The organism is Gemmatimonadaceae bacterium (genome assembly GCA_019752115.1).
Lineage (GTDB): Bacteria > Gemmatimonadota > Gemmatimonadetes > Gemmatimonadales > Gemmatimonadaceae > Gemmatimonas.
In genome coordinates this window covers 12472-34090 of record JAIEMN010000013.1, presented here as the reverse complement: position 1 = coordinate 34090, position 21619 = coordinate 12472, and the positions used below count along the sequence as shown (strand labels likewise).

General features: G+C 62.8%; 15 protein-coding genes. 9 read left to right on the top strand and 6 right to left on the bottom strand.

Annotated elements, in window-relative coordinates; translation table 11 throughout:
- The first annotated feature begins 347 nt into the window (after positions 1-347).
- The gene (locus K2R93_06515; GenBank protein MBY0489477.1) at positions 348-1571 is read left to right on the top strand and encodes an alpha/beta fold hydrolase; all 1224 of its coding nucleotides are present in this window, start codon (positions 348-350) and stop codon (positions 1569-1571) included.
- Between the two features lie 136 nt (positions 1572-1707).
- Here the strand turns inward: K2R93_06515 and K2R93_06510 are convergent, their stop codons facing one another.
- Positions 1708-1935 carry a hypothetical protein gene (locus K2R93_06510; protein MBY0489476.1) on the bottom strand — a complete coding sequence of 76 codons (228 nt, stop codon included), beginning with the start codon at positions 1933-1935 and terminating at the stop codon, positions 1708-1710.
- A 48-nt stretch (positions 1936-1983) separates the two neighbouring features.
- Positions 1984-2952: a S8 family serine peptidase gene (locus tag K2R93_06505; protein ID MBY0489475.1), complete on the bottom strand. Its 969-nt coding sequence runs from the start codon at positions 2950-2952 to the stop codon at positions 1984-1986.
- A 1413-nt stretch (positions 2953-4365) separates the two neighbouring features.
- Between K2R93_06505 and K2R93_06500 the strand changes: the two genes are divergently transcribed.
- On the top strand, positions 4366-6567 hold the full coding sequence (locus K2R93_06500) for a hypothetical protein (protein ID MBY0489474.1): 2202 nt from the start codon (positions 4366-4368) through the stop codon (positions 6565-6567).
- Positions 6568-6879: 312 nt separating this feature from the next.
- Here the strand turns inward: K2R93_06500 and K2R93_06495 are convergent, their stop codons facing one another.
- Both K2R93_06495 and K2R93_06490 read right to left on the bottom strand, forming a co-directional pair.
- Positions 6880-7533 (bottom strand): helix-turn-helix domain-containing protein, encoded by a 654-nt coding sequence (locus tag K2R93_06495; protein ID MBY0489473.1) that lies wholly within the window; start codon positions 7531-7533, stop codon positions 6880-6882.
- A 228-nt stretch (positions 7534-7761) separates the two neighbouring features.
- A complete protein-coding gene (locus tag K2R93_06490; GenBank protein ID MBY0489472.1) occupies positions 7762-9000 on the bottom strand; it encodes a hypothetical protein in 1239 nt (412 codons plus the stop codon).
- Between the two features lie 338 nt (positions 9001-9338).
- On the opposite strand from K2R93_06490, the gene K2R93_06485 reads away from it, so the two are divergent.
- From K2R93_06485 to K2R93_06465, 5 genes are all read left to right on the top strand, one after another.
- A complete protein-coding gene (locus tag K2R93_06485) occupies positions 9339-9590 on the top strand; it encodes a hypothetical protein (protein MBY0489471.1) in 252 nt (83 codons plus the stop codon).
- Positions 9591-10618: 1028 nt separating this feature from the next.
- Positions 10619-12715: a transposase family protein gene (locus tag K2R93_06480; GenBank protein ID MBY0489470.1), complete on the top strand. Its 2097-nt coding sequence runs from the start codon at positions 10619-10621 to the stop codon at positions 12713-12715.
- 43 nt (positions 12716-12758) lie between these two features.
- On the top strand, positions 12759-13670 hold the full coding sequence (locus K2R93_06475) for an AAA family ATPase (GenBank protein ID MBY0489469.1): 912 nt from the start codon (positions 12759-12761) through the stop codon (positions 13668-13670).
- 646 nt (positions 13671-14316) lie between these two features.
- Positions 14317-15150, top strand: a complete 834-nt coding sequence (locus K2R93_06470; GenBank protein MBY0489468.1) for a hypothetical protein — start codon at positions 14317-14319, stop codon at positions 15148-15150.
- A gap of 321 nt (positions 15151-15471) precedes the next feature.
- The gene (locus tag K2R93_06465) at positions 15472-17310 is read left to right on the top strand and encodes a hypothetical protein (GenBank protein ID MBY0489467.1); all 1839 of its coding nucleotides are present in this window, start codon (positions 15472-15474) and stop codon (positions 17308-17310) included.
- Between the two features lie 164 nt (positions 17311-17474).
- Here K2R93_06465 and K2R93_06460 read toward each other — a convergent pair whose 3' ends face one another.
- Together K2R93_06460 and K2R93_06455 are read right to left on the bottom strand one after the other, a co-directional pair.
- Complete coding sequence (locus K2R93_06460) at positions 17475-18530, bottom strand: hypothetical protein (GenBank protein ID MBY0489466.1); 1056 nt, start codon at positions 18528-18530, stop codon at positions 17475-17477.
- Positions 18531-18775: 245 nt separating this feature from the next.
- On the bottom strand, positions 18776-19258 hold the full coding sequence (locus K2R93_06455; GenBank protein MBY0489465.1) for a hypothetical protein: 483 nt from the start codon (positions 19256-19258) through the stop codon (positions 18776-18778).
- A 340-nt stretch (positions 19259-19598) separates the two neighbouring features.
- Between K2R93_06455 and K2R93_06450 the strand changes: the two genes are divergently transcribed.
- Both K2R93_06450 and K2R93_06445 read left to right on the top strand, forming a co-directional pair.
- A complete protein-coding gene (locus tag K2R93_06450; GenBank protein MBY0489464.1) occupies positions 19599-20423 on the top strand; it encodes a hypothetical protein in 825 nt (274 codons plus the stop codon).
- A 56-nt stretch (positions 20424-20479) separates the two neighbouring features.
- A complete protein-coding gene (locus K2R93_06445) occupies positions 20480-21511 on the top strand; it encodes a hypothetical protein (protein ID MBY0489463.1) in 1032 nt (343 codons plus the stop codon).
- The last annotated feature ends 108 nt before the right edge of the window (positions 21512-21619 follow it).

The following is a 21619-nucleotide window of genomic DNA, read 5'->3' as shown; positions in this document are numbered from 1 at the left end:
CTCAGCCGGCGATGCGGTCGACCTCGCGATTGCGCGTCCCCGAGCAGCGATGGCCGATTAGTGAAAAGACGGTCGCCGCGCTGCAGCCGACGCGAGATGTCCGCAGGACTGGGACTCGACAGTGGGATGATCTGTGCGCCATGTTAGAGCGTCATCGCCTCTCAGCCGAAGCTGAGATCACCCTTCTGCTTGAGTGAACAATGCGGAACGCGAACGTTGCGGTGCTCATACCAGGAACAATGGGATCGGAGCTCCACTTCGGGGACGCACGCGTATGGCCCGGCCCGGCTAGCGGACTCTTTCGACGGTATGCGCAGATCGAGCAGCTTCTGCGGGACGACCTAACCGTGGGCGATGTAATTCGTCGCTACGGGCCGTTTACGGAGCAGTACGCGGGACTCATCAATGATCTAGAGCGATGTGGCTTCTCCGAAGCGGGCGCGGATACTGACCCACTCGACGGGTCGATGATTAGTTTCCCATACGATTGGCGCCGCGATAACGCCGAGAGCGCAACGAATTTGGTCGACCTGCTGGATCGCATCGTCGGGCACCGAGGACAGAACGTTCGAATTGTTCTGGTAGCGCATAGCATGGGCGGACTGATCGCGCGATTCGCGCTTGAGTGTGGGCGCTTCACTGAGCGTCCGGGTATCGCCGCTGTCGTTGGGCTAATTACGCTGGGGACCCCGCATCGTGGGGCGCCAGAGGCGCTGTTGGTCGCACTCGGCCAGCGAAGAAAGCTGTTTCTGAGCCAAGATCAGGCGACGCTGCTCGCCCGAGATCCGCGTTTTCCCTCACTCTATCAGCTGTTTCCCCCGCGTGGTGAGCCGTTCGCATGGCAGCGAGAGCTGCAGCAGCGGCGCGAGGCCCTAGACGTGTATGATACGTCCACTGCTCGTGCGCTCAACCTTGTTCCGGAAAATCTGGCCGCTGCCGAGCAATTTCACGCTGGGCTCGACCACACGCGGCGGCCGTCGCACGTGCGTTATTTCTGCTTCGTGGGAACGCGACAGCCGACTACAACGGCGGTGGAGCTGCGTACGCAGCACACCGCCATGGTGGCAACTGCGCTCGAAGTCGCTGACGCCGGTGACGGGACTGTTCCGTCCTGGAGTGCGAGTTTATCCGGCGAGCAGGGGTTACCGGTAGGCGGTGAGCACGGGACACTCTATCGAGACTCGCGTGTGCGTGAGGGCTTGTTCTCACTCTTTGGCCGTGTGGGAGTGAGTCGCGCCTCGCACACTGTGAACGTCCAGCTGGCGCTCCGCGACCGCGTCGCTGACCCAGGCACGTCAGTGCCGCTCACTCTCAGCTTCCATGGCCGTGGCGTCCGGTTGATTACGGGCACGATAGAGGTTCACCAGCTTCCCGAGCCAGATGCTGCTGCCGAGAGTCTTCAGGTTGTCGGAGGGGAGCCTGTCTCCTACCAAGGTGCCGCTCTCGAGAGCTTGTCGCTGCGAATCCGCATGCCGGATCTCGCCGGGATGTATCGGCTGCACTTCCAATCAACGGGTCCCGAAGACGTTGCCAGCATCGACGATGAGTTCTTGGTCCAGTCGAGCAACTGAGGCGGAGCCGTCGGCATAAGGCGGAAGGCGAGCTCGCTTTGACAGCGCCGTTCAGCGCATTCCGTTTGGTCATTCCAGACGCCCAAACAAGCGCCGGCCACGACCGCGGGCGGCCGGCACGGCGTGCGTTCGCTGCCTAGGCGACGACGAACTGAAACGAGGAGAGAACCTTGCCCAGTGTCTCGTGCGCAGCGGTGCGAATCAGTGCGACCTCCTGTTCCGAAAGTCCTTGGAAGGTCACCACATGCCGCGGGCCCGACGAACAGATGAGACTATCTGTTCGTCGGGCAAGGTCACGAATTTCTGGACGTTTCATGAAGCGCTTGCGGTCCGCGCGTTCGGGAAACACGACAAATCCGTTCACTAGGCGATCCGGTTGGCCCTGGTTTAGACTGACCGTCTCTACAGCATACTACAGTGGCGACGCCGCACGCAAAGCCGCCGCACAATCGATACATCCTGCGCCGCACTGCGTCGGAGCAAGGTTCAGGCCCCGACAACTACCGCGGATTGCTCTGGCGACCTCTGCGGGCGACAGCGTAGGATACTGCGCGCGAATCAATGCCGCCAACCCTGCGGCCTGTGCGGCTGCCCCGCTGCTGCCCCACCAGAGGCGCGCTCGATAGCCATCACGCCAAATCACCTCGCCGTACGTCGGCGCGACGCAGTCCGGCTTGGGATAGGATTGGGCGAATTCGCCGGGGCCGTGACTACTACGGTGATGCCCCTCCGCGTCGTGTCCACCAGGCGGCGCCGCCATGTCCTCAGCTTCGGACACGGAACCCACGCACAGCACCTCGTCCAGAGAGCCGGGCCCCCAGATGGAGTTACCCGACATGTGGCCGACCGATCCCGTCCACCCCACCGGTGGATGGTTGTTGCCGGCCGCGAACACAACAACGGCGCCGCGTGCGATGATGTCTCGCACCACCTCAATCAACAGGTCAACGCGCTCGTCATCCGGCGAGGAGGCTTCCTGAAACGCAAAAGCGCAAAGCACCACCAGATTCTTCAGCTGTCCCCGCCGAAGGAGTGCCCGTAGGCGGTCGAACGCCAGAAAGATGTCGACCGCGTCCGTGCGCGTCTTACAAGAAATCACTTCGGCGTCCGGAGCGACACCATCGTATCGTCCCTGGTCAGCCCGGGTCGCGGCGGCAATGCCGGCAATCATCGAGCCGTGCCCGTCGGGATCGAACCACGGATCTCGAACAAGCGGATCTTGAGAACGTATAAAACAGCGAGACTCGGCCGACCGCTTCGCCACGGGAAACTCCCGCAGCTGCCCCGAGATCCCTGAGTCAATGACCGCGATTCGCGCGCCGGCTCCCCTCGACGACGCCCACGCCATTGGCGCGCGAATCTGCTGCAGCACGTCGTGCATGGTCCGAGGAACCGACGACGCACCGGAGGCGGGCGTCGCCGTCGCCGGTACCGAGGCGCGCACCACACTGCCCCCCGAGAACACATGGAACCCGCGCTTGGGATCCGATTGATGCTGTCGCTTTAGTCGACGCGCGGTCTCCACAGGGACGTCGACGACTAAGACATCGGGGTGCATTCGCGCGCGATATACATACTTGGCTCCACGCAGGCGCGGAAACACGAACCGGCCGGACGGCCGGCGACGCATGCGGAGGAACAGCCGAACGTATTCCCTCCGACCATCGGTCGGGAAGGCTGCTGCCTCTCGGCGCGCACGATTAATCGGGATAGACTGAAATGAAGGACTCATGCGAACAAGGGGGATGAAAGCATGTACCACAGCGACGGTCTGAGGTCGGACCCGCGCGTGCTACGATCTGCGACGACGCTAGAACCTGTACCGCGCGGCTGCCGCGCCCGCGCCCCCGGCGGCACTGCAAGACTGCCCGCAGCCACCGCTGAAGCGAACCCCGCCATGCGATGACGAGACGCACTGACCGAGCAACCGAAACGATTGGAGGAAGTGCGACCCGCCCGTCGTACCCAGGGCTCCACGCGGCCGACGACCGAACGTACGGCTGACTCATCATTTTGTCACTAGGCAAGCAGCGTATCGCGCCGCGCAGTGATCGGGGCCGAATAGGCAATATTGCTGAGCGCCACCATGTGCGCGACCGCGCCCTCTCCCACGGCATGAGTGTCGAACGTGCGTCGGCGGTGTGGCTGCCGCAGAAGTCGCGCAGGCGCAGATCCACCTGAGATGCAAGCGTCGTGCATGAATCCTGGTCAGAGCGGCGAGCTTCACATGTTCGCGGTGTTGAAACTGTTCTCATCGCGGAACGTCATGCGGCACGGGCGGGATTACGCCAGTGCCGTGACGAGTCGCGATGGGAACTGACGCCAGCGATACGCTCTAACACTAGCCGGAGATTCAACGCCAGTCAGTAGTCGGCAACTACCCAAGTGGAGACTGCGGAGGCCACAATCCCCCTCGCCGACACAGATGCGGCGTACGAGAATTCGACGGCTCAACAATGACGAAGTTCCGATTACGTAAAGTAGTGCACATGTCGAATGTTGACTTTCAGATACCGCGGCGGAATGATCGGCTCAAAGCGCGTGGCACTCGCTGCCGATCCGACGCGTGAACGCAAGCGTAGAGATGGGGCACCCTGGTCGCGATCTCGGGCACCCTCTACGGTACTCGATGCTCCCGTACGACATCACGAGCATGCACAAAGCGGCGCGTCCACTCATCGCCTGCGCGGTGTTGCCAGACGCCCACCGTACTCACCGATTGGTATTCCATATGATAGAGCCCATGGTTCGTGTGTTGTTGGATCGCCCGCGAGTAATGTGCACCCTCGGACTTATGGTGATTCTCGGCGTGCCGCTCGCCGCGCATGGGCAGTGCAGAACAAAGGCCGGTCTCGACTTGACGATCACCGCGCAACGCGCGGACGAGAGGAGCTATAACTCAAGGCAAGAGGGGTGCACCATCTATTTACCTGGAGCGTCTGAGGGACGACGCATTCCGATCAGAATTGAGGGTGCCGGACCCGCTCTGGACTCGCTCCAACTCTCGCCGCTTTCTCCCACCTATGCGCTCTCCGCGATAGGCCGTACGAAGGATTCAGCGATGGAGTTCGATCTGATTCCGGCCATCGCGGTACCGGGTATGAGTACTGCCCTAATCGCACTCGGACGAGCGCCCGTTGACACACTCCGTGTGGTCTTCTCGCCCATGCCAGAGCTGTCTATTCTGGCATCGGCGACCCCGAATTGTGCGGCTACCATCTGCGTCGATCAATCGAGCGGCACTATCGTCCTAGTCGGAGATGTGAACGTTCTGGACGCCGCGGGCGATGCGCTGCTTGATGCTGCCCCAGTCGTAGTGAGTGTGCGCGGGGGAGCCGCGACGATTCCCATACCGAAAGGACTTCCTGCCGGCGAGCATGTCCTGGAGCTGAGTCTCAATCGCAAGATCATCACGACAGAATTGACAAATCGCTTTCGCATGAAGTTTTCTCTTGCAACGCAAAAGGCGGCTGGCTCCCCGCGCATGCTTGAGTTCTTCGCGGATGAGCAGCGAGCAAGTCCAATCATTGGCTTGCGAGAAGGAACGGGGGCTGTTGCCGTGTTCACAAGCGAGGCTGTTCGCCTCCGAGAGGGTCGGCGTTACCTTGTTCGCGAAATGTCGGCGCAGGCGACTGGCGTCGGCGCCGTCATCGCGGCCTTTAAGGTGATAACGCAGGCCGCGGGCGGCGCGTTTGTCCTGTTGGAGCCGCTCCGACATCGCGGAGGCTATGCAAGCGTTCCGACCATGCCGCCACTTGAGGTTGTTGATGCCGATTCTCTCGCGCCACTTCAGCTCGCGCGGCTGGTTGTCACGCCGACGCCCAAAGTGACTGCGTGGACAGTCTCCGGTCGGACCGACGGATCGTCCAGTCGGAGCGATCTTGTCGTGTCGGCGGACGAGGCTATCACGCTGCGACTGCGCGGCGATGCGTTGCTCGATATCCGAGAGGTCGCCGCTGAAGACGTCCCGTGCCAATGGGTTGATCCGGAGCGGCATACTACGGCTCAGTGTCATATCCCGGGTTACGTTGACAAGAGCGTTCAGTTCGCCGCTGTCGATGCGGGAGGGCGAACGGTCGGGACGGCGGTGGCGAAGGTGGTTGAGAGTTCGTCGCCAGAGGTCACGTGGTCATTTATGCGACTGACGACGTTAGACACGGACAGTTCGCGCCGCGGAGTGGCGCGCATTGACGTGGCCCCCGACTCGCTCTTGCCGCTTGAACGCATAAACGATCTACAGCTTGAGTTTACCGGGGCGAAGATCGACCAGAACGGCGCGAATGGGGTGCAGTATGTACGCGTGCTCGTGACCGCGCGGGAGCCAGACGGTACGGTTGCAAAGGTCAAGTCCATTTGCCTGGCTATTGTCCCGCCCCCGAGAAATGGCCGACCGTACTCGGTCAACGAACAGTGCCCCGCGTTCTCAAATGTAGTCGTGCGCATCGACACGTTAGTCGATAAGGCGCTCACATACGGCACTAAGCGCTCTAGCGTGCAAATCGATGTCGCATTTGACCCCACCGGGTATCGGACGTCCACCCGAGGTCTCCCCGGGCGCACCTATCAGGTTTCTCGAAGAGGCTGGTTGTCCACCGTACCGCGGCTCGCGCTTCCGTCGGCGATGATCTCGGTACGCAAGGGCAAGGCAATCGCGGCGGCTCAGTATGCTGGCGCGCTATTCACGCTGTCTGCATACAGCACGCGCAAATGCACCATCAAAGACTACTTGCTTGGGTGTCTGGGACGCGGCGAGCTTCCGATCAGCTTGACAGTGGGCACCGTGCTCGCTGGACAGACGGACCCGAAGCGCGAGAACGCGTTTCGCTCAGACCTTAGTACGGTTGCTGGCCTTAACTACTTCACTCGCAGCATGAGTGGGGCGGTGGCATTTGAGTTCTTCGTTGGTGGGCTCTTCCCGATGGCGGAGGGCCGGGCCTTCTTTCCTGACGCGTCATGGCTCGTTCGACCAGGGTTCTCGGTACAGCTTGGCAAGTAAGGCGCCCGGGCCCGCAGCAATACCGCATCGTTAGTTCGTGAGCACTGAAGTAGAGGTCCGAGCTCAATCCAGCCAACAGCCTGCGGCGCGTCGGCTCTGTGTTCAGTGGTCGTTGGTCAGAATTTCTGGACCGGTGCTCCGGCCACATCAAATGAGCCGGTGGGATCCAGCGTTACGGCATCAGCAACTGTTGGCGCGACCGCAGTATCACCAGAAACTCGAGAGGAGGAGGAGGAGCCACCGGGCGCTCGGGGGCAGTGGCGCACCTCTGCATGTTTGGCGTCCACGCTCCGGATGATCTCGACAGCGATGCTAGCTCTCGCGATGTGGCGAGCCAGGCGGCGGCGCGAGCGCGGACTCGAGCAAGCGGCCGACGGTCCTGAGCGGGCTCTCCTCGCGGAGTACACTCGCAGTCTTTCCCGTGTAGCGCTTAAGATGATTGGCTAAGAGTGACGAAGACTTGTAGCCCAGCAGTGTTGCAATGCTCTGAATGCTGCGTCCACTCTCTTCTAGATAGTAGGCGACCAAGAGGGAGCGAGCCCAGCCAATGATCCACTGCGGTGAGGGTAGGGCATTCGCGTGGCAGTACTTCCGAACCGACCGCTCATGCATGCGCACTGCATTCGCCAAGACGGGCAGGGAAATTGGCGAATGCGCGAGGCGCAATGCCGGTCGAAGTAGCGACGCCGCAGAATCGGTAACGTTGACCGCAGCCAAGCGCCAAACGCGACTGCTCAAGGACTCGGCTTGGGCGCGCGACAGCGTGCTGCGAACATGATGCGCGATGCTCGGCTGTTCCACGGGAAGCACGTCGGCAACGCCCGCTGCCGCAAGACGGGCCAATGCAGCAAGGTCCGACTCCTTCGCGATAAAGAGGCCGATCATCGCGACCAACGGAAATTCTGCTCTGAGGTCGAGCAGTTCCTGGAAGTCAGGCGCACTTACCGAACGTGGGATGGAGACCACGAGAGCAGGCGAGCGTCGCTCTTGTAGCCATAGTCGACACTCCAATACATCCGCAGTGAAGCGAAGGGGTGCATATCCCGACAGCGCGTCAACAATGACGCGCTGCCCGCTCGTGGGGAGCCGAAATGCCACAACGCCGTCGGGAAACGGAATTGATGCCGCGCCTCCCAAAGGAGTTACGAATTTGCCCCGCGCGATTGATTTGACCATTAATTCGACGGGCGTGTACTAAGCGAATACTGCGCGCTCGTCGATTTGGCAAGTAAAGATGGCACCACGGAGTCGCTCAATGGCCAATGACTCGGTCATGCGTAGGCTACCGGAGTTGCGAGGATCTCTCCGTGCGACTTCGGAGAACCCAGCGCCATCTTGCGTTACCTCAGACTGCGCCGCCGTCATCTGCGCGTTGACGAGACGCTCATGAAGCGCCTCCACCTCGAATTGGCGCTCATGAAAGGCATGCACATTCGAAAGGGTTCGCGCTTTTTCGATATACGAGACCGTCCACGGCTCCGGGGCGAGCCCGATTCGAATCGCAAGCCTCACACTACCGATCAGCAAGAGCACCTGATCGTGTGGCGTGAGCCCGAGCGCCTGCGCGGCATCGATCCATCGCCGCGACTGATGTGCTAGACGCCGAAGGGTGTCGTCGGCACCGGTGTTCCACTCGCCAAAGAGATAGCGACCCCACGTGCTCTGATGGAAAAGCATGACGGCAGCCGAGCGCTCCTCCTCTGGCAAATCCGCCAAGAGCGAGAGTAATCCGCCCAGTGCCGCCGACGCAACGCGGGGGGTTCGCGCGACGGCAAGTGCAGCAAGGCGCGCCTTGACTGCCCCTGCGACAATACCGAGCTCACCTGCCAGCTCTGCCATGGTGACCAGCACCTCCGGCCACCGCGGGTCCTCGGGCGAGATCTGATCGAGCACATCCCACGAGAGCGTAAGCGCATCCCCGAAGCGCGCGCGCTTGCGGTGTACTAGGCAAAGAGCCATCTGCGCATGAACAAGGTACATCGGCGCCAGCAACGGCTTCTCGCGAAGTACGGCCGTGAACTGCCGCTCGGCGCGCGGATAGTTTCCGCGTCCGACGCTGACCATCCCGAGCCCCAATAGCGCGCTCGGTGCCGCGTCAAGCCAGCGCGACTCCTCAGGCAACTGCCATGCGCATCGCCGCGCCTCCTCATACCACTCCGACGCCTCAACGAGGTCGCCAGCAACGCGAGCGGCTCGACCGATGCGCGCACTGATGAGCGCGCGTGCGGCCACGGTTGCTGCGTCCGACGTATAGCCCGTCAGGCGGAGCAATGCAAACAGCAGTTGTTTAGTCGCGGTGAGTAAGCCGCGTGCCTCGAACACGGCAGCCGTGTCGAGCCATTGCCCAAGGCGCGATGCTCGTGACACTCCCGCAAACTGAGGCGCCAACAGTTGAAGATCTGATTCGATAGCCTCACGAACGGCGTCGGGCATCGGCGGAAGTGCGTCTGCGCTCTCAATGAATGAGGTCGCCAGCACTGCGGCACCGTAAATCGCGTCTCCCTCGTGTTGCAACAGCGGAGAGAGTTCAGGAGCGGACATAACGAGACCCAAGAATGCACACTGTTGATGCGCTGTTACAGCGGGCGAGCGCGTTGAAGCTCAGTTACAAGATGTCGAGTAGGAGAGGAAAAGACGAGCGCGCCAATATCAAAGTTGCATAATCGGCCCTCTTTCGGGCCGAATAAACCAAAAAGTGGCCGATTCTGTTCTCACGCGGCTGAGCGGTACTCACTCAGACTGTGGCTCCCTTCTTACGCGGAGTCACTCTCGTGTCTGCAATCAGTCAACAGCCCGTCCGTCGCATCAGTGTGAACGTCGTACGCAAGGTGCTCGCGCTCGCGAGCCTGGTTTCACTCGCCGCGTGCCACGACAGCACAACCGCTCCGGAGCTCACGCAGGTCCGCCCTCGCCGCGATATGGTGTGCGTGCAGTTCAATGCGGCTGGTGAAATCGTTTCTATCCAGTCCGTGAACGCCAGCGGCGGGTGCGCTGATGGCTTCGACCTACACATTTGGATCTGAGTAGCCTCAGGGCGTGCTGAGGAGGCACGTTGCCGTAGTCCTCGTCGCCTAGACCCTGCGACATCGCCGAGTGCCACTGCTCGTGAAACACGCTATGCGCTAAGGCGCGTACGATGAATGCGTTTATCGCGCGGTCACGGCGTTGGGGTCATGAGGTCTGCGGCATGAGCGTCGATTCTGAAGGACGGAAACCGGTCACCTCGGAACGTTGTACCTCCGAGGTGACCGACGCTCGCGGCTCGCCGGTGCGACGGCATATTGGCGCATCGGCGAGTCAACGTATATTGCTGGTGTCGCGAGGTGCGGCACATTCTGCACACCGCGCGTCTGCAATGCGATTCGTAGATCTCGTCGTTCCTCTTCTGTTGGAGCTGCTGCGCGCGTTGTGCTCCGTGGCATGCGCAGGCCGGCGGTCCTCACGCGGTCGCCCCTTCGGTCCTGGTGGTGCAGGCTTGTCGCGAGGGTCGGCATTTCTGGGCTTGTTCGATGATTGCAGAGCGCACGCTGAGAGTCGCGAGATCGAGACTATCGCGGACCATCAGAACTCGCGGTTTGAGTTCCTCAGCCTGAGCTGAAGCAGGCGCCACCACGGGAGACGAATTCTGCCGCGGCCGGCGGACGGGCGCGCGCCCGCTGCGGTAGCCCCACCACGACCGCCACGCATGCCGCTACGGCGCGGGCTGACACGGAAGCTCTGCCGCTCCCTGCGGCGCGGTTGTGAGCACGCCCGTGCCTCAGGAGGTGACTGGGGCTTGCTCACACTCACGTCTAGCGCAGTAAGAAGTGTTTATAGACACTATAATCGCGAGCAGGTGAACCAGGATGGGCGAGCCAGGGAAATGCGCTAGGCTGCGGAACGAGCCGAGCTTCCCTCGCTTCTACCGCATCGCGCTGAGAGTCTGACCGTGTCTTCTCCCGTATCGCTCGTTATCCAGTCGCCAACTCCACCAACTCCGATCTCGAGTGACACGCGTACGCGATCACGTGCGCCCGCCTCCGTCGACACGACGGTCGCTCGGCCGCGCGCCTTGTCGAAGGCGCATCGCCGTGATCTCAGTACGCAGCTCAAGGCCGTGGTTTCCGACATCTTTACCGCCGGCGCGCGACTGAACCAAGCGGGGGTGCTCACTGACGAGCAAACGCGCGAGCTCCGCCGAATCCAAAAGTGGCCTGGGCGCCTGCAACTCGATACCGCCGAGGACATCGCCCAGAAACTCGAAACGGCACGCTCGTTTCGTGACCAGATGCAAGCAGCGCTGACGTCGTTGTTTCCCGATGAAGTCAGCGCCGCGACGTCGCACGGCTGGCCCGCGCCGCCACGCAGAGATCCAGCGAAGCGCACGCCCAAACCGCTTCCCCTCAGTGTGAGCGACCTCCCGCCGGCCTCGTTTCTCGATGACCTGATTGCCGGGAAGATTACTTGGGAGGCGGCACTCCAGGCGCCGGCGCGCACGCAAGAGGTGAGTCTCGCGCGCCTGATCAATGATCCGGACATGCATGCGGAGTTCCTGTATCGTTCTGCGCTCCTAAAACTTCGGGGAACGCATAGCGCTGCGGCAGCTGCAGCCCAAGTACGGAATCGGGAGATCACCCCGGCGGAGAAGCGCTTTGCCGAACGGCTTTTCCAGCGGGCTGAGCGTGGCGAATCAGAAGACGAGCTGTTGGTCGACCGCCGGCATCGTCGGGTGTGCCGCCCCACCGTGATGGTTCCACTCGTCCAGCCGCTCGTGCTGCTGTTCTACAACGGACGCCGAAAGATCAAAGTTTGGCAGCTCGCGCAGCTGGTCAATGCAGAGCTGGTGGTTTTTCAAGGGCGAGCTGAGGCGGAGGGCGTCCGGCTCCCATTTCCGACCGCGTCCGAAGAAACGATCCAAAAGTTTCTGGCTCGACTGCCTGACGCCGTCAAGACCGTGCGCGCGAACGGGCTTACTGCTTATGCCAAGCAGCATCGCGTCGTCTTCGCAGTGCCAGAAGCCCTCTTTGCAAATCAGATCTGGGAGATCGACAATAGTCCGCTCGACATCGCCGCAATCGCTGATGCGGAAAGCGAGCTTGAAGTCGAGCGCCTGTGGATCACTGCTGTGATCGACGCCTATTCGGGTTACCCATTGGCGGTGTTCGTCGACTCCCGATGCCCGACTGCCTATACCACCTCCATCGTCCTCCGTGCGGCATTAACGCCAACGGAGCTTGCGGGCGTGCAAGTGGGCGGCCTGCCGGAGCAGTTGATTTGCGACCGGGGCGCTGACTTCGCATCGTGTCACGTCGAGACCGTTACGGCGGCGCTCGGCATCGAGCTACGTGAAGCGCCGCCCCGGAGCCCCGATGAGAAGCCGCACATCGAGCGGTTCTTTCGCACGCTGAACGAAAGTCTCGCGATGTTCCCGGGCTACAAACCGGCGGACGGCACGTCCAAGGGCGCGCAGCGCAAGAATACCGGACGGTTACTTACCGTGCAACGCATCAAGGCCGAAGTTGAACGATTCCGGGTGGCGTACTGCCAGCGTGAGTCCGAGAAGCGGAACGGCTCGCCACTCGCCCGGTTCGCCGAGACCGTGCAGTGGAAGCCGTTGCTTCACCCGGACGTGGTCGATCTGCTACTACTCAAATCGGACGAAGAGCGCGTGCTCACGCGAAACGGCGTACGGTTTGGCAACCATGTCTATTTCGGGGACATTCAATTGGACGGCGGACACTCGTTCACCGAGTTGCAAAAGCGAAAGGTCATTGTTCGCTATCACCCGGACATCAGCGACTACATCATCGTTTACGACGCCGAAACGAATGTGCTCCTCGGCGAGATGATTCGCAGCGATCTGTACGGCGAGCAATCTGCAGTGTCCCAGATCAATCAGCGCGAGCGACTTCGTCTCGTGGCCGTCACGCAACAGTACTCCAAGGCACTCGTGCGGCTCGACCATCAGCGCGCCGCTGAGGAGCGAGCGCGGGAACGCGACCGCGAACGACAGAAGCAGAGGAATGCGGGCGGCCCGATGGGCGGTGAGGCCGAGGGCGTCATAGCTGAGGATTCGGATCCCGCCACGCGCGACATGCACGTAGTAGACACCGGGCCGACCGCAAAGACGACGAACGTCGCGCGAGATTTTCTCGCGGGTCTCGTGTGACTACTGCGGCCTCGCGCGATACTAACCCTACCAGCCGCGATCTATGAGCACACTTCTCGCTGCCCCTCCAAAAATTCTGCGTCGCGATCCGATTCTCGGGAATATCATCGAACATGCACAGCTTCGGCCCTACATCACGCTGGCGCGCATGCAGCTGAAGACGCCTGGCCTGCAAGAGTGGACTGGTCCGCCCGGGCTCGGGAAGAGCATTGCTGCCCAGCAACTCGCGTTAGAATGCAATCAAGAGGCAGACGCAAACCTGCCAGGTGCGTTTCGTGCCGTCTACTTTGCGACCGCAGGCGACGCGGATCACGAGACTACGCGCGGGATGAAACGTGGCGTGTATACCGTCTTTCAAGGGGTCCTTGAGGAGTCGCTCAGCGCAGGTGAGTACAAGCATATGACCGAGAACGAGCTCGCCGAGATGGTGGTGGAGCATTGTCGGCTGATGAACATTCAGCTCATCGTGGTCGACGAGGCGGGTACGAAGACCGAAGCGGAAATGCGGGGGATGGCGCATATCACCAATCTTGCCTTGGAGGAGCATTGGCGGCTCAGTATACTCCTCGTGGGCATGGACGACCTCGCCAACAAGATGGACGAGCAGAAGTCGCTGAGCTCGCGGACCCGTCGCGTGCTGGTCTTTCAGCACTGGTCCACGGAGGATTTCCAGACCTTTCTCGAGACCCGCGACGGCATCATCGGGGAGATCTTCGCCAAGCCGACGAAGGACACGCGACGTGTGATTGAGATCCTTCACGGTGCCTGCCGGGGAGAGCCGCGCGAACTCGATACATTGGTCTGCGAGGTCGAGATCCGTATCAAGAACGGAGCGAGTTTGCGCCACGCGGTGGAGACCGCGATAGCGTTCCGCGCCACGCAGGTGGCCGCCTCTGTTGCGTTCGCCCGTGAGTACCAGACCCGAAAGCGCAATCGTCGTCGTCGAACCTCGTAAGCAGGGCGACCGGGTGCGGAGCCGACGAGCGCTCGAGAACGGCTGGATCTGGTCAGTCTTCCATGCCGAAGCCTGTCGCACCGGATATCCACAGCGCCTTGGAGACGTGCGCGCGGCGTGCGCCCGTGTCGACGCGGTTCGAGCGGCCGCACTAGGACCGCGCGACGTGGAGCGGGTACTCGATGAACGGGCGCGGACGGGGCAGGCTCGCATCGTCGGCCTCGTGGCGGGTATACGCTCTGGCGGTCGACGGCTGTACTGGCCGCACGATGCGGGTTCCCCCACGCTCGACCAGCGCGCGCCGACGATAATCGAAGGGGTGCAGCGCGCCATCTGCGCAGTTCCTCCGTACTCGACAGGCGCGGCGTTTAGCACCAGTGAGCTCCTCTGCACGCTACGCGAGCGGGCGGATCCGCGTTGGCAGGCGCGGCTGACGTGGCACGCCGTGTATGCGGCGTTGCGCAACCTCGCTCGGCGACGCACACCCTTGGTGGAGGCACGGCATCCACCGCGTGGTGGCATGCACTGGGTGTCCGTTGCGAGTCGTGGGGTCGGGGGCGTTCCGGAGGCGCCGATAGAAGCGGTCGCCGAGCGAGTCGGAACGGAGGTCCGCAGGACCGGTCGGCGCGCGGTCGTGTTTCGCGAGATGCTTCGGTCCCTCTCCGCGGAAGAGGCCGGCCTCGTGCGCCGCCAGTTGCACGAGTGTGGTCGGCGTGTGCGCGGCGTGTCCGAGACCGCGACCGATAATGACGGGGTGCGCTCTATTGGGTGGTTCGACGGCAGCGTCGTCCTCGCCCTCAAGAGTGACGCGGTTCGCGGTGTGCTGGATCTCGCCGCGCTCCAGGAAGCCCAATGGCTTCGAGGTTTGCGATTTCGTATGGTTCGGGATCGCGCGATAGCGCACATGTCCAATATCGGGCGAATCGCCACTGCCGAACGACTGCTGCGGACGGTGCAAATCACCGTGCCGGTACTTCGTGAGGCGGCGCTGGCGGCCGGTGCGCCGTGGCGAGAGGAGTTGCAACGAGCGGAACGTTACGCCACGGCGCTGCTTGAGACCCTCTCCACGTTCCTCTCAGTGGCCACGGAGCGCCCCCGGTGCTTGGATGAGTCCGCAGGATGCTGGCTGACGTCGCACGAGGCGATGGAGGTACTTCGACGGCAAGCCGGTGCGCCTCAAAGTCGCTGGGCATTGCGCGCACGGATTCGGGCTGCCGCTCCATTCTTCCGACCGATTGCCGTGGAGCACGTCGCCCGTGTGGCGCGGGACGAAAGGCGATGGGACGCGCTCGACCTCGAGTGGAGGGCGTTGCGCACGTTCGGGTCTGGAGCGGATCGCCGCCGCGCGCTGGAGTTGCTCTGGTGTGTGGGCCTCGGGCGGCCCGATCCCGCCGATACACGATGGCAGCAGCTGTTGGAGTCACCACGCGCAGCCTCAGCGTTCGAGGAATACGCCCGCCGTTTGGGTCAAGGCCCGTAACACGCAGCGTTCGCGGCGCGGCATACCTGCGGGAGGTGCCCACGCCGACTCCTTATGCTGCCGATGCTCCTCGCGATAGGTGGCACTCATCGCCGGCGGGCACGTGGTGCCAGCGAAGCGGTCGGCCAGCTGCGTGGTGTCGTTGGCATCGGACCATGGGGCCACGAAGGTCACGAGCCCGCCGACAGGACGTGACTCCGCTGTCCGGCCGACCTCGTGCCCGCCTGGGGCAGTCCGTAACGCGCGGGCTCTGACTCAGCTGAGCTAGCGAAGAGAACTGCGATTCGGGCGACTTGCCGCCGGCCGCTCTAGGCTGCGGCCATGACTCGCTCGCCCCGATCTCAAGACCCCGGTCTGCTGCGGCGGACCGCCATCGCCCAGCCGCTCACGATCCCCTTTGACCTCGATCCAACCGCCGGAGAAGCATGGATTGGCGGGTGTATTGCTGAGCGTGTTCGCCAAGCGTGGCTCGGACGGCCGTTGGAGCGAGACAGCTGGATCTCTCCCACCTGCGTCACGACTTGGCCGGAACTGGACGATCTCTTTGCGCACAGCGCGCGGACTAAAGTCCATCAAGTATTCACCAAGTTCTTCTCCCGACGTATCGTGGAGCGTCGCGTCGCGCGTCTGGACGGTCGAAAGCATGAATATCGTCTGCTCGCCCATGAAGACAGCGTGGTCGCGAGAACCAACTGCGCCACGTCACGCGGGCTGGTGCTCACGGCGATGCTGGAGGAAATGCGCGCCGCCGAACGTGAGGGGCGCGCCGTCCGACCAATCGGCACCGGCGCAATCATCGTGCGCGCGCGAAGCCTTGGCCACGAGGTCGATCACGCGGATCTCACGCGAGCGGTTCAGTACCTCGCGCTCGTCCATCCCATGCGGTGGCGGACAATTCGGGAGGGGCGGCCGGAGCAGGTCCTCTTCGCCCCGGCGTCGACGACCGGACGCTCTGTCCCCGTGGGCGCACCAACGCGTGTGCGACACACGAAGAGTCTCGGAGGCACACTCGCGGAGCTCTTCGTCGGCGCGATCAACGCGTCGCCCGTCGGTGCCGCGTGCCTCCGCGACATCGCCGAAAGCGTCCGGGCGACGTGGCACGAGCGAGACAATCCCATTGCGACCGCACGACAGGTAATGGGGAATCGCCCGCTAGAGATGACCGAACAGCTGATTGAGCTGGGGACCGTCGATGGGGCTCGATGGTTCACGACCGTTGAGCATCATGCCCGGGGGCGCATCTTTGTGCGAGCCCTACTGGTCACGCGCGATGCAAGGCGGGCGTTAGAACGGACTCGGCTGCTCGGTCGGGCGCGGGTGGCGGTCGCAGAGGTGTTGGACCGTCGACGCGACGAACTGAACGCGGTCCTGGCGGATGTTCGGGAGAGTCTCCAGTCGCTGCTAGCACTCGGAGCGACCGCCCGTACCACGAAAACACGTCGTGAGCTCGGTGCCATCGAGCGCGCGGTGCAGCGGCACGTTCGGGCGTTGGCACCGAAGTCGAACGCCACCGGCGAACTTTCCGAGCGTGAGGCCTCCGAGTGGACCGCCGGGGCGTATCTCGATGTTCCGACGATACGACATTGGGCGTCGCAACTCTTGCGTCTGGAACGCGTGCGGATCACCGTTCGCGCGGTGACCCAGTACACCACCCGTCGCGCCCGCTCCAAGCGCGTACCGGTCGACGCGCCAGCCGGCGAGCGTGAGTCGGGATGGGGCCGGGTGTACGACATGAGCGACGTGCGCCAGATTCTCTGCGAACGACTGGGACCGCGACGCCTGCGCCACCTGGCTGCGCGAGTCCGGCGAACGTTTGGGGCGACCCCGCGGCCGTCGTCTTTCCGTGCGCTCTTGCGGGAAACCTCAACACCGGCAGACGTGCGCTTGATGGCGCTGGCGGGACTCGGAATCCACGGAGTGCAATACGATTGTGAGTTACTCCGCGAACTCAGCCTTCGGGACGCGGAGTCGGGGTGCCGCGAGTTAGCATGTTGGGCGCTCGCCATGATTGAGCCGGCTGACGCGCTGCAGTTGCTTGAGCAGGTCGACCTCTACTCTCCCCCCGTGCGAATCGCGCTGGCGTCATGGGCGCAACTCCTCACGAAGCACCCACTCCCGTGGTCAGGGCCCTCCGCCGTTCGGCATGGGCTGAAGGACTAGCGGTCACCCTGCCGGAGGCATGTCATACGCTTCCTTGGGTATCGCTTGCGCAGTGCAACGGTCGGCGCGTGAATCTGCTCGGAGCGCCGGTCGTTCGGGGCGCTGCGATAGTAGGGCGTTCTCATTGCGGCGTCGCTTCGGAACGCACCCCTTGCTGCCACTCACTACCTCCGCTGGCGGGGGCCGGGCTTCCGTAGCAGTGGCAGCCCACATCCATTCGTTGCGGTGCCTACCCGAAGCTGTAGGAGCCCGTCTTCGTCTTCCTCGCCAACTATGGTGATGCGCTCGCCGACGCCGAGGACGCGCTGCTTTCGCGCGAGATGGAAGCAGGCGAGCGGTGCGAGCGTGTCGCTATACTTGGTCATGAGTTGCATCGATTGGGTCGATAGCGCCACCCTCGTTCGCAACCAGAACCCCCCACCTTCGACGGGATAGAGGCGCTCAGTCAAAGGGATCGCACGAGGAAAGTGGATCTGGGCCGGAAGGGCCCGCTCGACGTTCGCCGAGAGTCGCATTCCACGCGCCCGCTTCGCGAGCATCTCGCGAGCGGTGCCCGGCAGCAGTTCGGCGGTCGGCAACGTTACCTCGAATGTCGTACGTCGCGCATTCGATCCCAACGAGATGTTGAGCGAATCGCCATTGCCGGAGAAAAAGTATAGTGCGCGCTGCGTCGCCGCCCACGGTAGTGTTACATCGACAAGTGGATCGGTAACGAGGTAGCCGCTTTCCGTACGCACGCGGATCCCCGCTCCCACGCCGATCCGAGCCAGAGTGGTGCTGGTGCCGACCTCAGGTGCAAGCACGATTTCGGCAGTGTCTACGAAATACGCCGTGGGTCCGGCTCCGGGTTTCGTGATCGGTCGAAGTCCAATGTAGCCGCCATCTCCAAACGTCCGCGATAGGACGACGCCGGTCGCGCCGTCAAAATCCGCGGCGGTGACCACACGTCCCTTCAGCGTTTGTAGCGATACAATGGTCAGGCGACGGAGTGCGTAGTCTTGGACGACTGCGGAGTCCGCGCGGAGACCCTGAACCACGGAGGTAGGCGAGAACTCCATCGGACCGCGACCCTCTCGTCCGACTCGACGTACGCGGCCATCCTTCAATGTCAGCAGCTCGACTGAAGCCGTCCCGCGCGCAAACCAAACGGCAACAGAGTCACGATAGACGTGCACACTCGTCGGCACATCAAGTGACGGGTTGCCCGGAATCGTGGCCAAGTGTACGGGGGGGATAGCGGCGCCGGTACCCGACTCAGATCGCGGCACCTGCGCGGCGAGATGCGGTGCCCCGAAGGATAAGCCGAGGAGCGCAGCTTTCATCAACCGAAGGTGCACTGGGCATCTCCTGCGAAATGAAGGATCGGCGGAATTCATCAGTAGCCGGCGGTGGCCGGCGTTAGCTCGCACAGTAATACGGATCACCACAGTTCGGCGCGTTGGGGAGCGCCCGGAATACGACGTGGCTACATCACGATGCGAACAGGAGCAGCGTCGTTGGGCGCGCGCGACGGCGCGTTCACGAGAGTACACGCAATAGTGCCATTAGCGTTGACGAGTCGAGCCTCCCGTCGCATCGCTCCGGCTTCCGGACCACGGACCACGATTGCGCGCCCGTCGAGCGCGAGCGCATGTGCCTGCTGATCGAACGTTTCGTTGCACGGATCCCAATTCGTGCAGGTTGTGCCGGAGACCATGCAGTTCATCATACCCACATCCTGCGGCTCACTGCAGTTCCCGATGATGTTGTTGAGATCGGAGAAGTCGAACCAGCACTGCCGACAGTTTGGTCCCGGCAGTGTAGGCGCTGGCGCCGCCACCGGCAACGCAAGCGGCGGCGTCATTACTGCGGGCGCGCCGGGCGCGTGAGATGACGCCGCCGACGCCGGGGTGGACGCCGCCGCTAGAGTGAACGCACAAATCAAGAATGCCATCAATCGCTGACGCATACACGCTCCTTAGAAAGAGAAGTCGTTGGTAGTAGGAGAGCGCTCCCCAATGTATGGGAATTGCCCCGGCCTCTACGAGGCAAGAGGCGACTTTACGTATCCGGCCCGGAGGCGTTGGCGAGGGTTGACTTGCTGGTGACGGGCCCCAATTCTGGCCGTGTCTGTTCACCCACGCGCAACAGCCGCGCGCTGGAGAAATTCAATGCCGCTTGTTTGCGTCCCCAAGCCTGCTCAGCTCTCTGTGTCGCTCTGCGCGGCGCCGTTGTGGTTCGTACTCTTGCTAAGCGCGCTCACCGTCGCAGTTCGTCCCAGCTTTGCACAGCGTCTTGAGCTTCGCGAGGTGGCTCGCTACGACCTCCCGCCCGGCGCGCCAGTGGAACTGAGTGGCGTCTTTCCTAGCGGCGCCGTAGCGCTGCTGGGGCGCGGCGATACATCAGCGTTGCTGGTGACCGCACGAGGGGCGAGTCGGCTGCCGATTCATTGCCGCATTGCCTTGCACTTCCTGCGGTCTACCGGGTCGGACCCCATCGTGCTCGATTCTGCGGCGATGCGCTTCGCGACGCTGACGGAGCGTGGTACGTGCCGCCATGAGGCGTCAATCGCACACCTCGCCGGCGCCACGTTCCTCGATGTCAGCGTATTCGCGCAGCGCTTTTGGACGCTGGAGCGTCGCCAAAATCGCCTGACGCTTCGGTCGTATAACGTGATGGACACCGTCTCGGTCGCGTCGGCCACGGTGACGACCCTAGAGGTTCCGGCACCGGCGCAACCCCGCCTCGTGGTGTTTAACGGCGTCCTCGCGGTGGTAGATCATTACCTCCCGCTGCGGATCTACTGGCAGTCTCGCCGCTCCGCGGCGTGGAATGACGTGGTGACGACAGTAAACGCGAACCCGCCAGTTGGGCCGTCGTGGTCGTTGCTGAGCAGCCTACCTTTGGCATCGCTTGGGGATGTACTCGTGCTCGCAGACCCGCGAAGCGGCTCGCGCGTGCTCGCCTATAAGGGTTGTAGTGCTGCCGTCGCCGTGAGACAACGCAGAATCGATGGGCTCACGCCAGTCGCCTTCTCGTCCCCATCGGCGCACGCACTTTTCATCTCCCATGCCGAGCCAGCGCAAGTGCTCGTCCTAGAGGCTGGGACACTCCGGGAGGCCGACGAATGTTAGGTCTGCTGTGCGGAACCGTCCTGTTGCTACAGAGCGCGAGCGTGGGGGCTCAGGTCATGCCCGACACGGTGCGTGCCGTGGCCAACGATTCGGTGCTCACGCTCGCTTACTCATCCGCGAATCGCATTGTGTGGCACCGCGTATCGCTTGATGGCCGGCTGCTCGATACAGCGGCCCTCGTTCTGAGGAGCGCTTCGCCGACGCTCAGGGTTGTTCGATTGACCGAACTCGACGGGACGATTGTGGGAATGCTGTCCGATCAACAGACAGTCGTCACTTGGCGCCCTGGGCAGCGGCCGGACCAGTTCACGTTCCATGCAGCAGAATCGGAGTCGAATCGCGGGCGGTATGTACCGCTCGCCATTGTGGCGCTGCATCCGGATACGCTCGCCCTGTTGGTCCCACGGCTCATGCCCGCGCACGCGACCTTGGGAGAGCGGGACGTCGTGATGGTGGGACAAGGCGAGGCGTTGACACCGGTGGATTCGATGGTCTTGGGGAATCGCATTTTATTTCTTCAAACTGGGCAGTTTCAGAGCTACCTTTTCGGTTCGCCCTTGGGTCCGCTAATCGATAGGGCCACGCAACTGGCGCTCTCGTCCGACGGTACCTCAATCGCCGCCGCGAGCTTTATTCCCACTGACGAAAGTACCAGCCTGGACGTGCGCGTGACCGGATTACCGAAGCCACAGCTGGTGGCGAGAATGGCGTTGCCGCTGCAATCCGAGGTCGTCGAGATGACTGACGTTGACCGCCTGGTCGATCAGACCGTTCGCCAGCTTCCACCGCCTTTTCAGCGCGATAGCCTAATCCCCCGATACCTTCGTGCCCGCGTGCCCGAGCCCGCTCAGCGTCTACGGTTTCGCACAGCGATGGTGGCGGGCGCCGTGGTGGCGATCCTTGAAGCGGGCGACCCCACCCTCGGACGGCCGAGTCGCTTGTCTGTGGTTCGGCAAACGGGTACCTGCGTACAAGAACTCCCCGCGGGGGCGGCCCTACTCGGGATTGGTCGAGCGTATGCATGGTTGGCGACTTCGACAGATGCCGGTGCGATGCGCTTCGACCGCCGTCGACTGTGCTCGACATGAAGAGTGCTCGACATCGCTGCTTGGTACTCTTGGTGCTTGGGGTCGCCTGCTCCAGCGGAGCGTCGGTCGGCAACGACTCGACCCGCTCGGTCGCTGGCGACAGTCTCG

Excerpts from the sequence above, each read along its gene's own strand:
- K2R93_06470 (MBY0489468.1), top strand. The coding sequence starts at position 14,317 with ATGCTTCGGTCCCTCTCCGCGGAAGAGGCCGGCCTCGTGCGCCGCCAG.
- K2R93_06475 (MBY0489469.1), top strand. The coding sequence starts at position 12,759 with ATGAGCACACTTCTCGCTGCCCCTCCAAAAATTCTGCGTCGCGATCCG.
- K2R93_06505 (MBY0489475.1), bottom strand. The coding sequence starts at position 2,952 with ATGCACGACGTGCTGCAGCAGATTCGCGCGCCAATGGCGTGGGCGTCG.
- K2R93_06465 (MBY0489467.1), top strand. The coding sequence starts at position 15,472 with ATGACTCGCTCGCCCCGATCTCAAGACCCCGGTCTGCTGCGGCGGACC.
- K2R93_06490 (MBY0489472.1), bottom strand. The coding sequence starts at position 9,000 with ATGCCCGACGCCGTTCGTGAGGCTATCGAATCAGATCTTCAACTGTTG.
- K2R93_06455 (MBY0489465.1), bottom strand. The coding sequence starts at position 19,258 with ATGCGTCAGCGATTGATGGCATTCTTGATTTGTGCGTTCACTCTAGCG.
- K2R93_06445 (MBY0489463.1), top strand. The coding sequence starts at position 20,480 with ATGCCCGACACGGTGCGTGCCGTGGCCAACGATTCGGTGCTCACGCTC.
- K2R93_06500 (MBY0489474.1), top strand. The coding sequence starts at position 4,366 with ATGGTGATTCTCGGCGTGCCGCTCGCCGCGCATGGGCAGTGCAGAACA.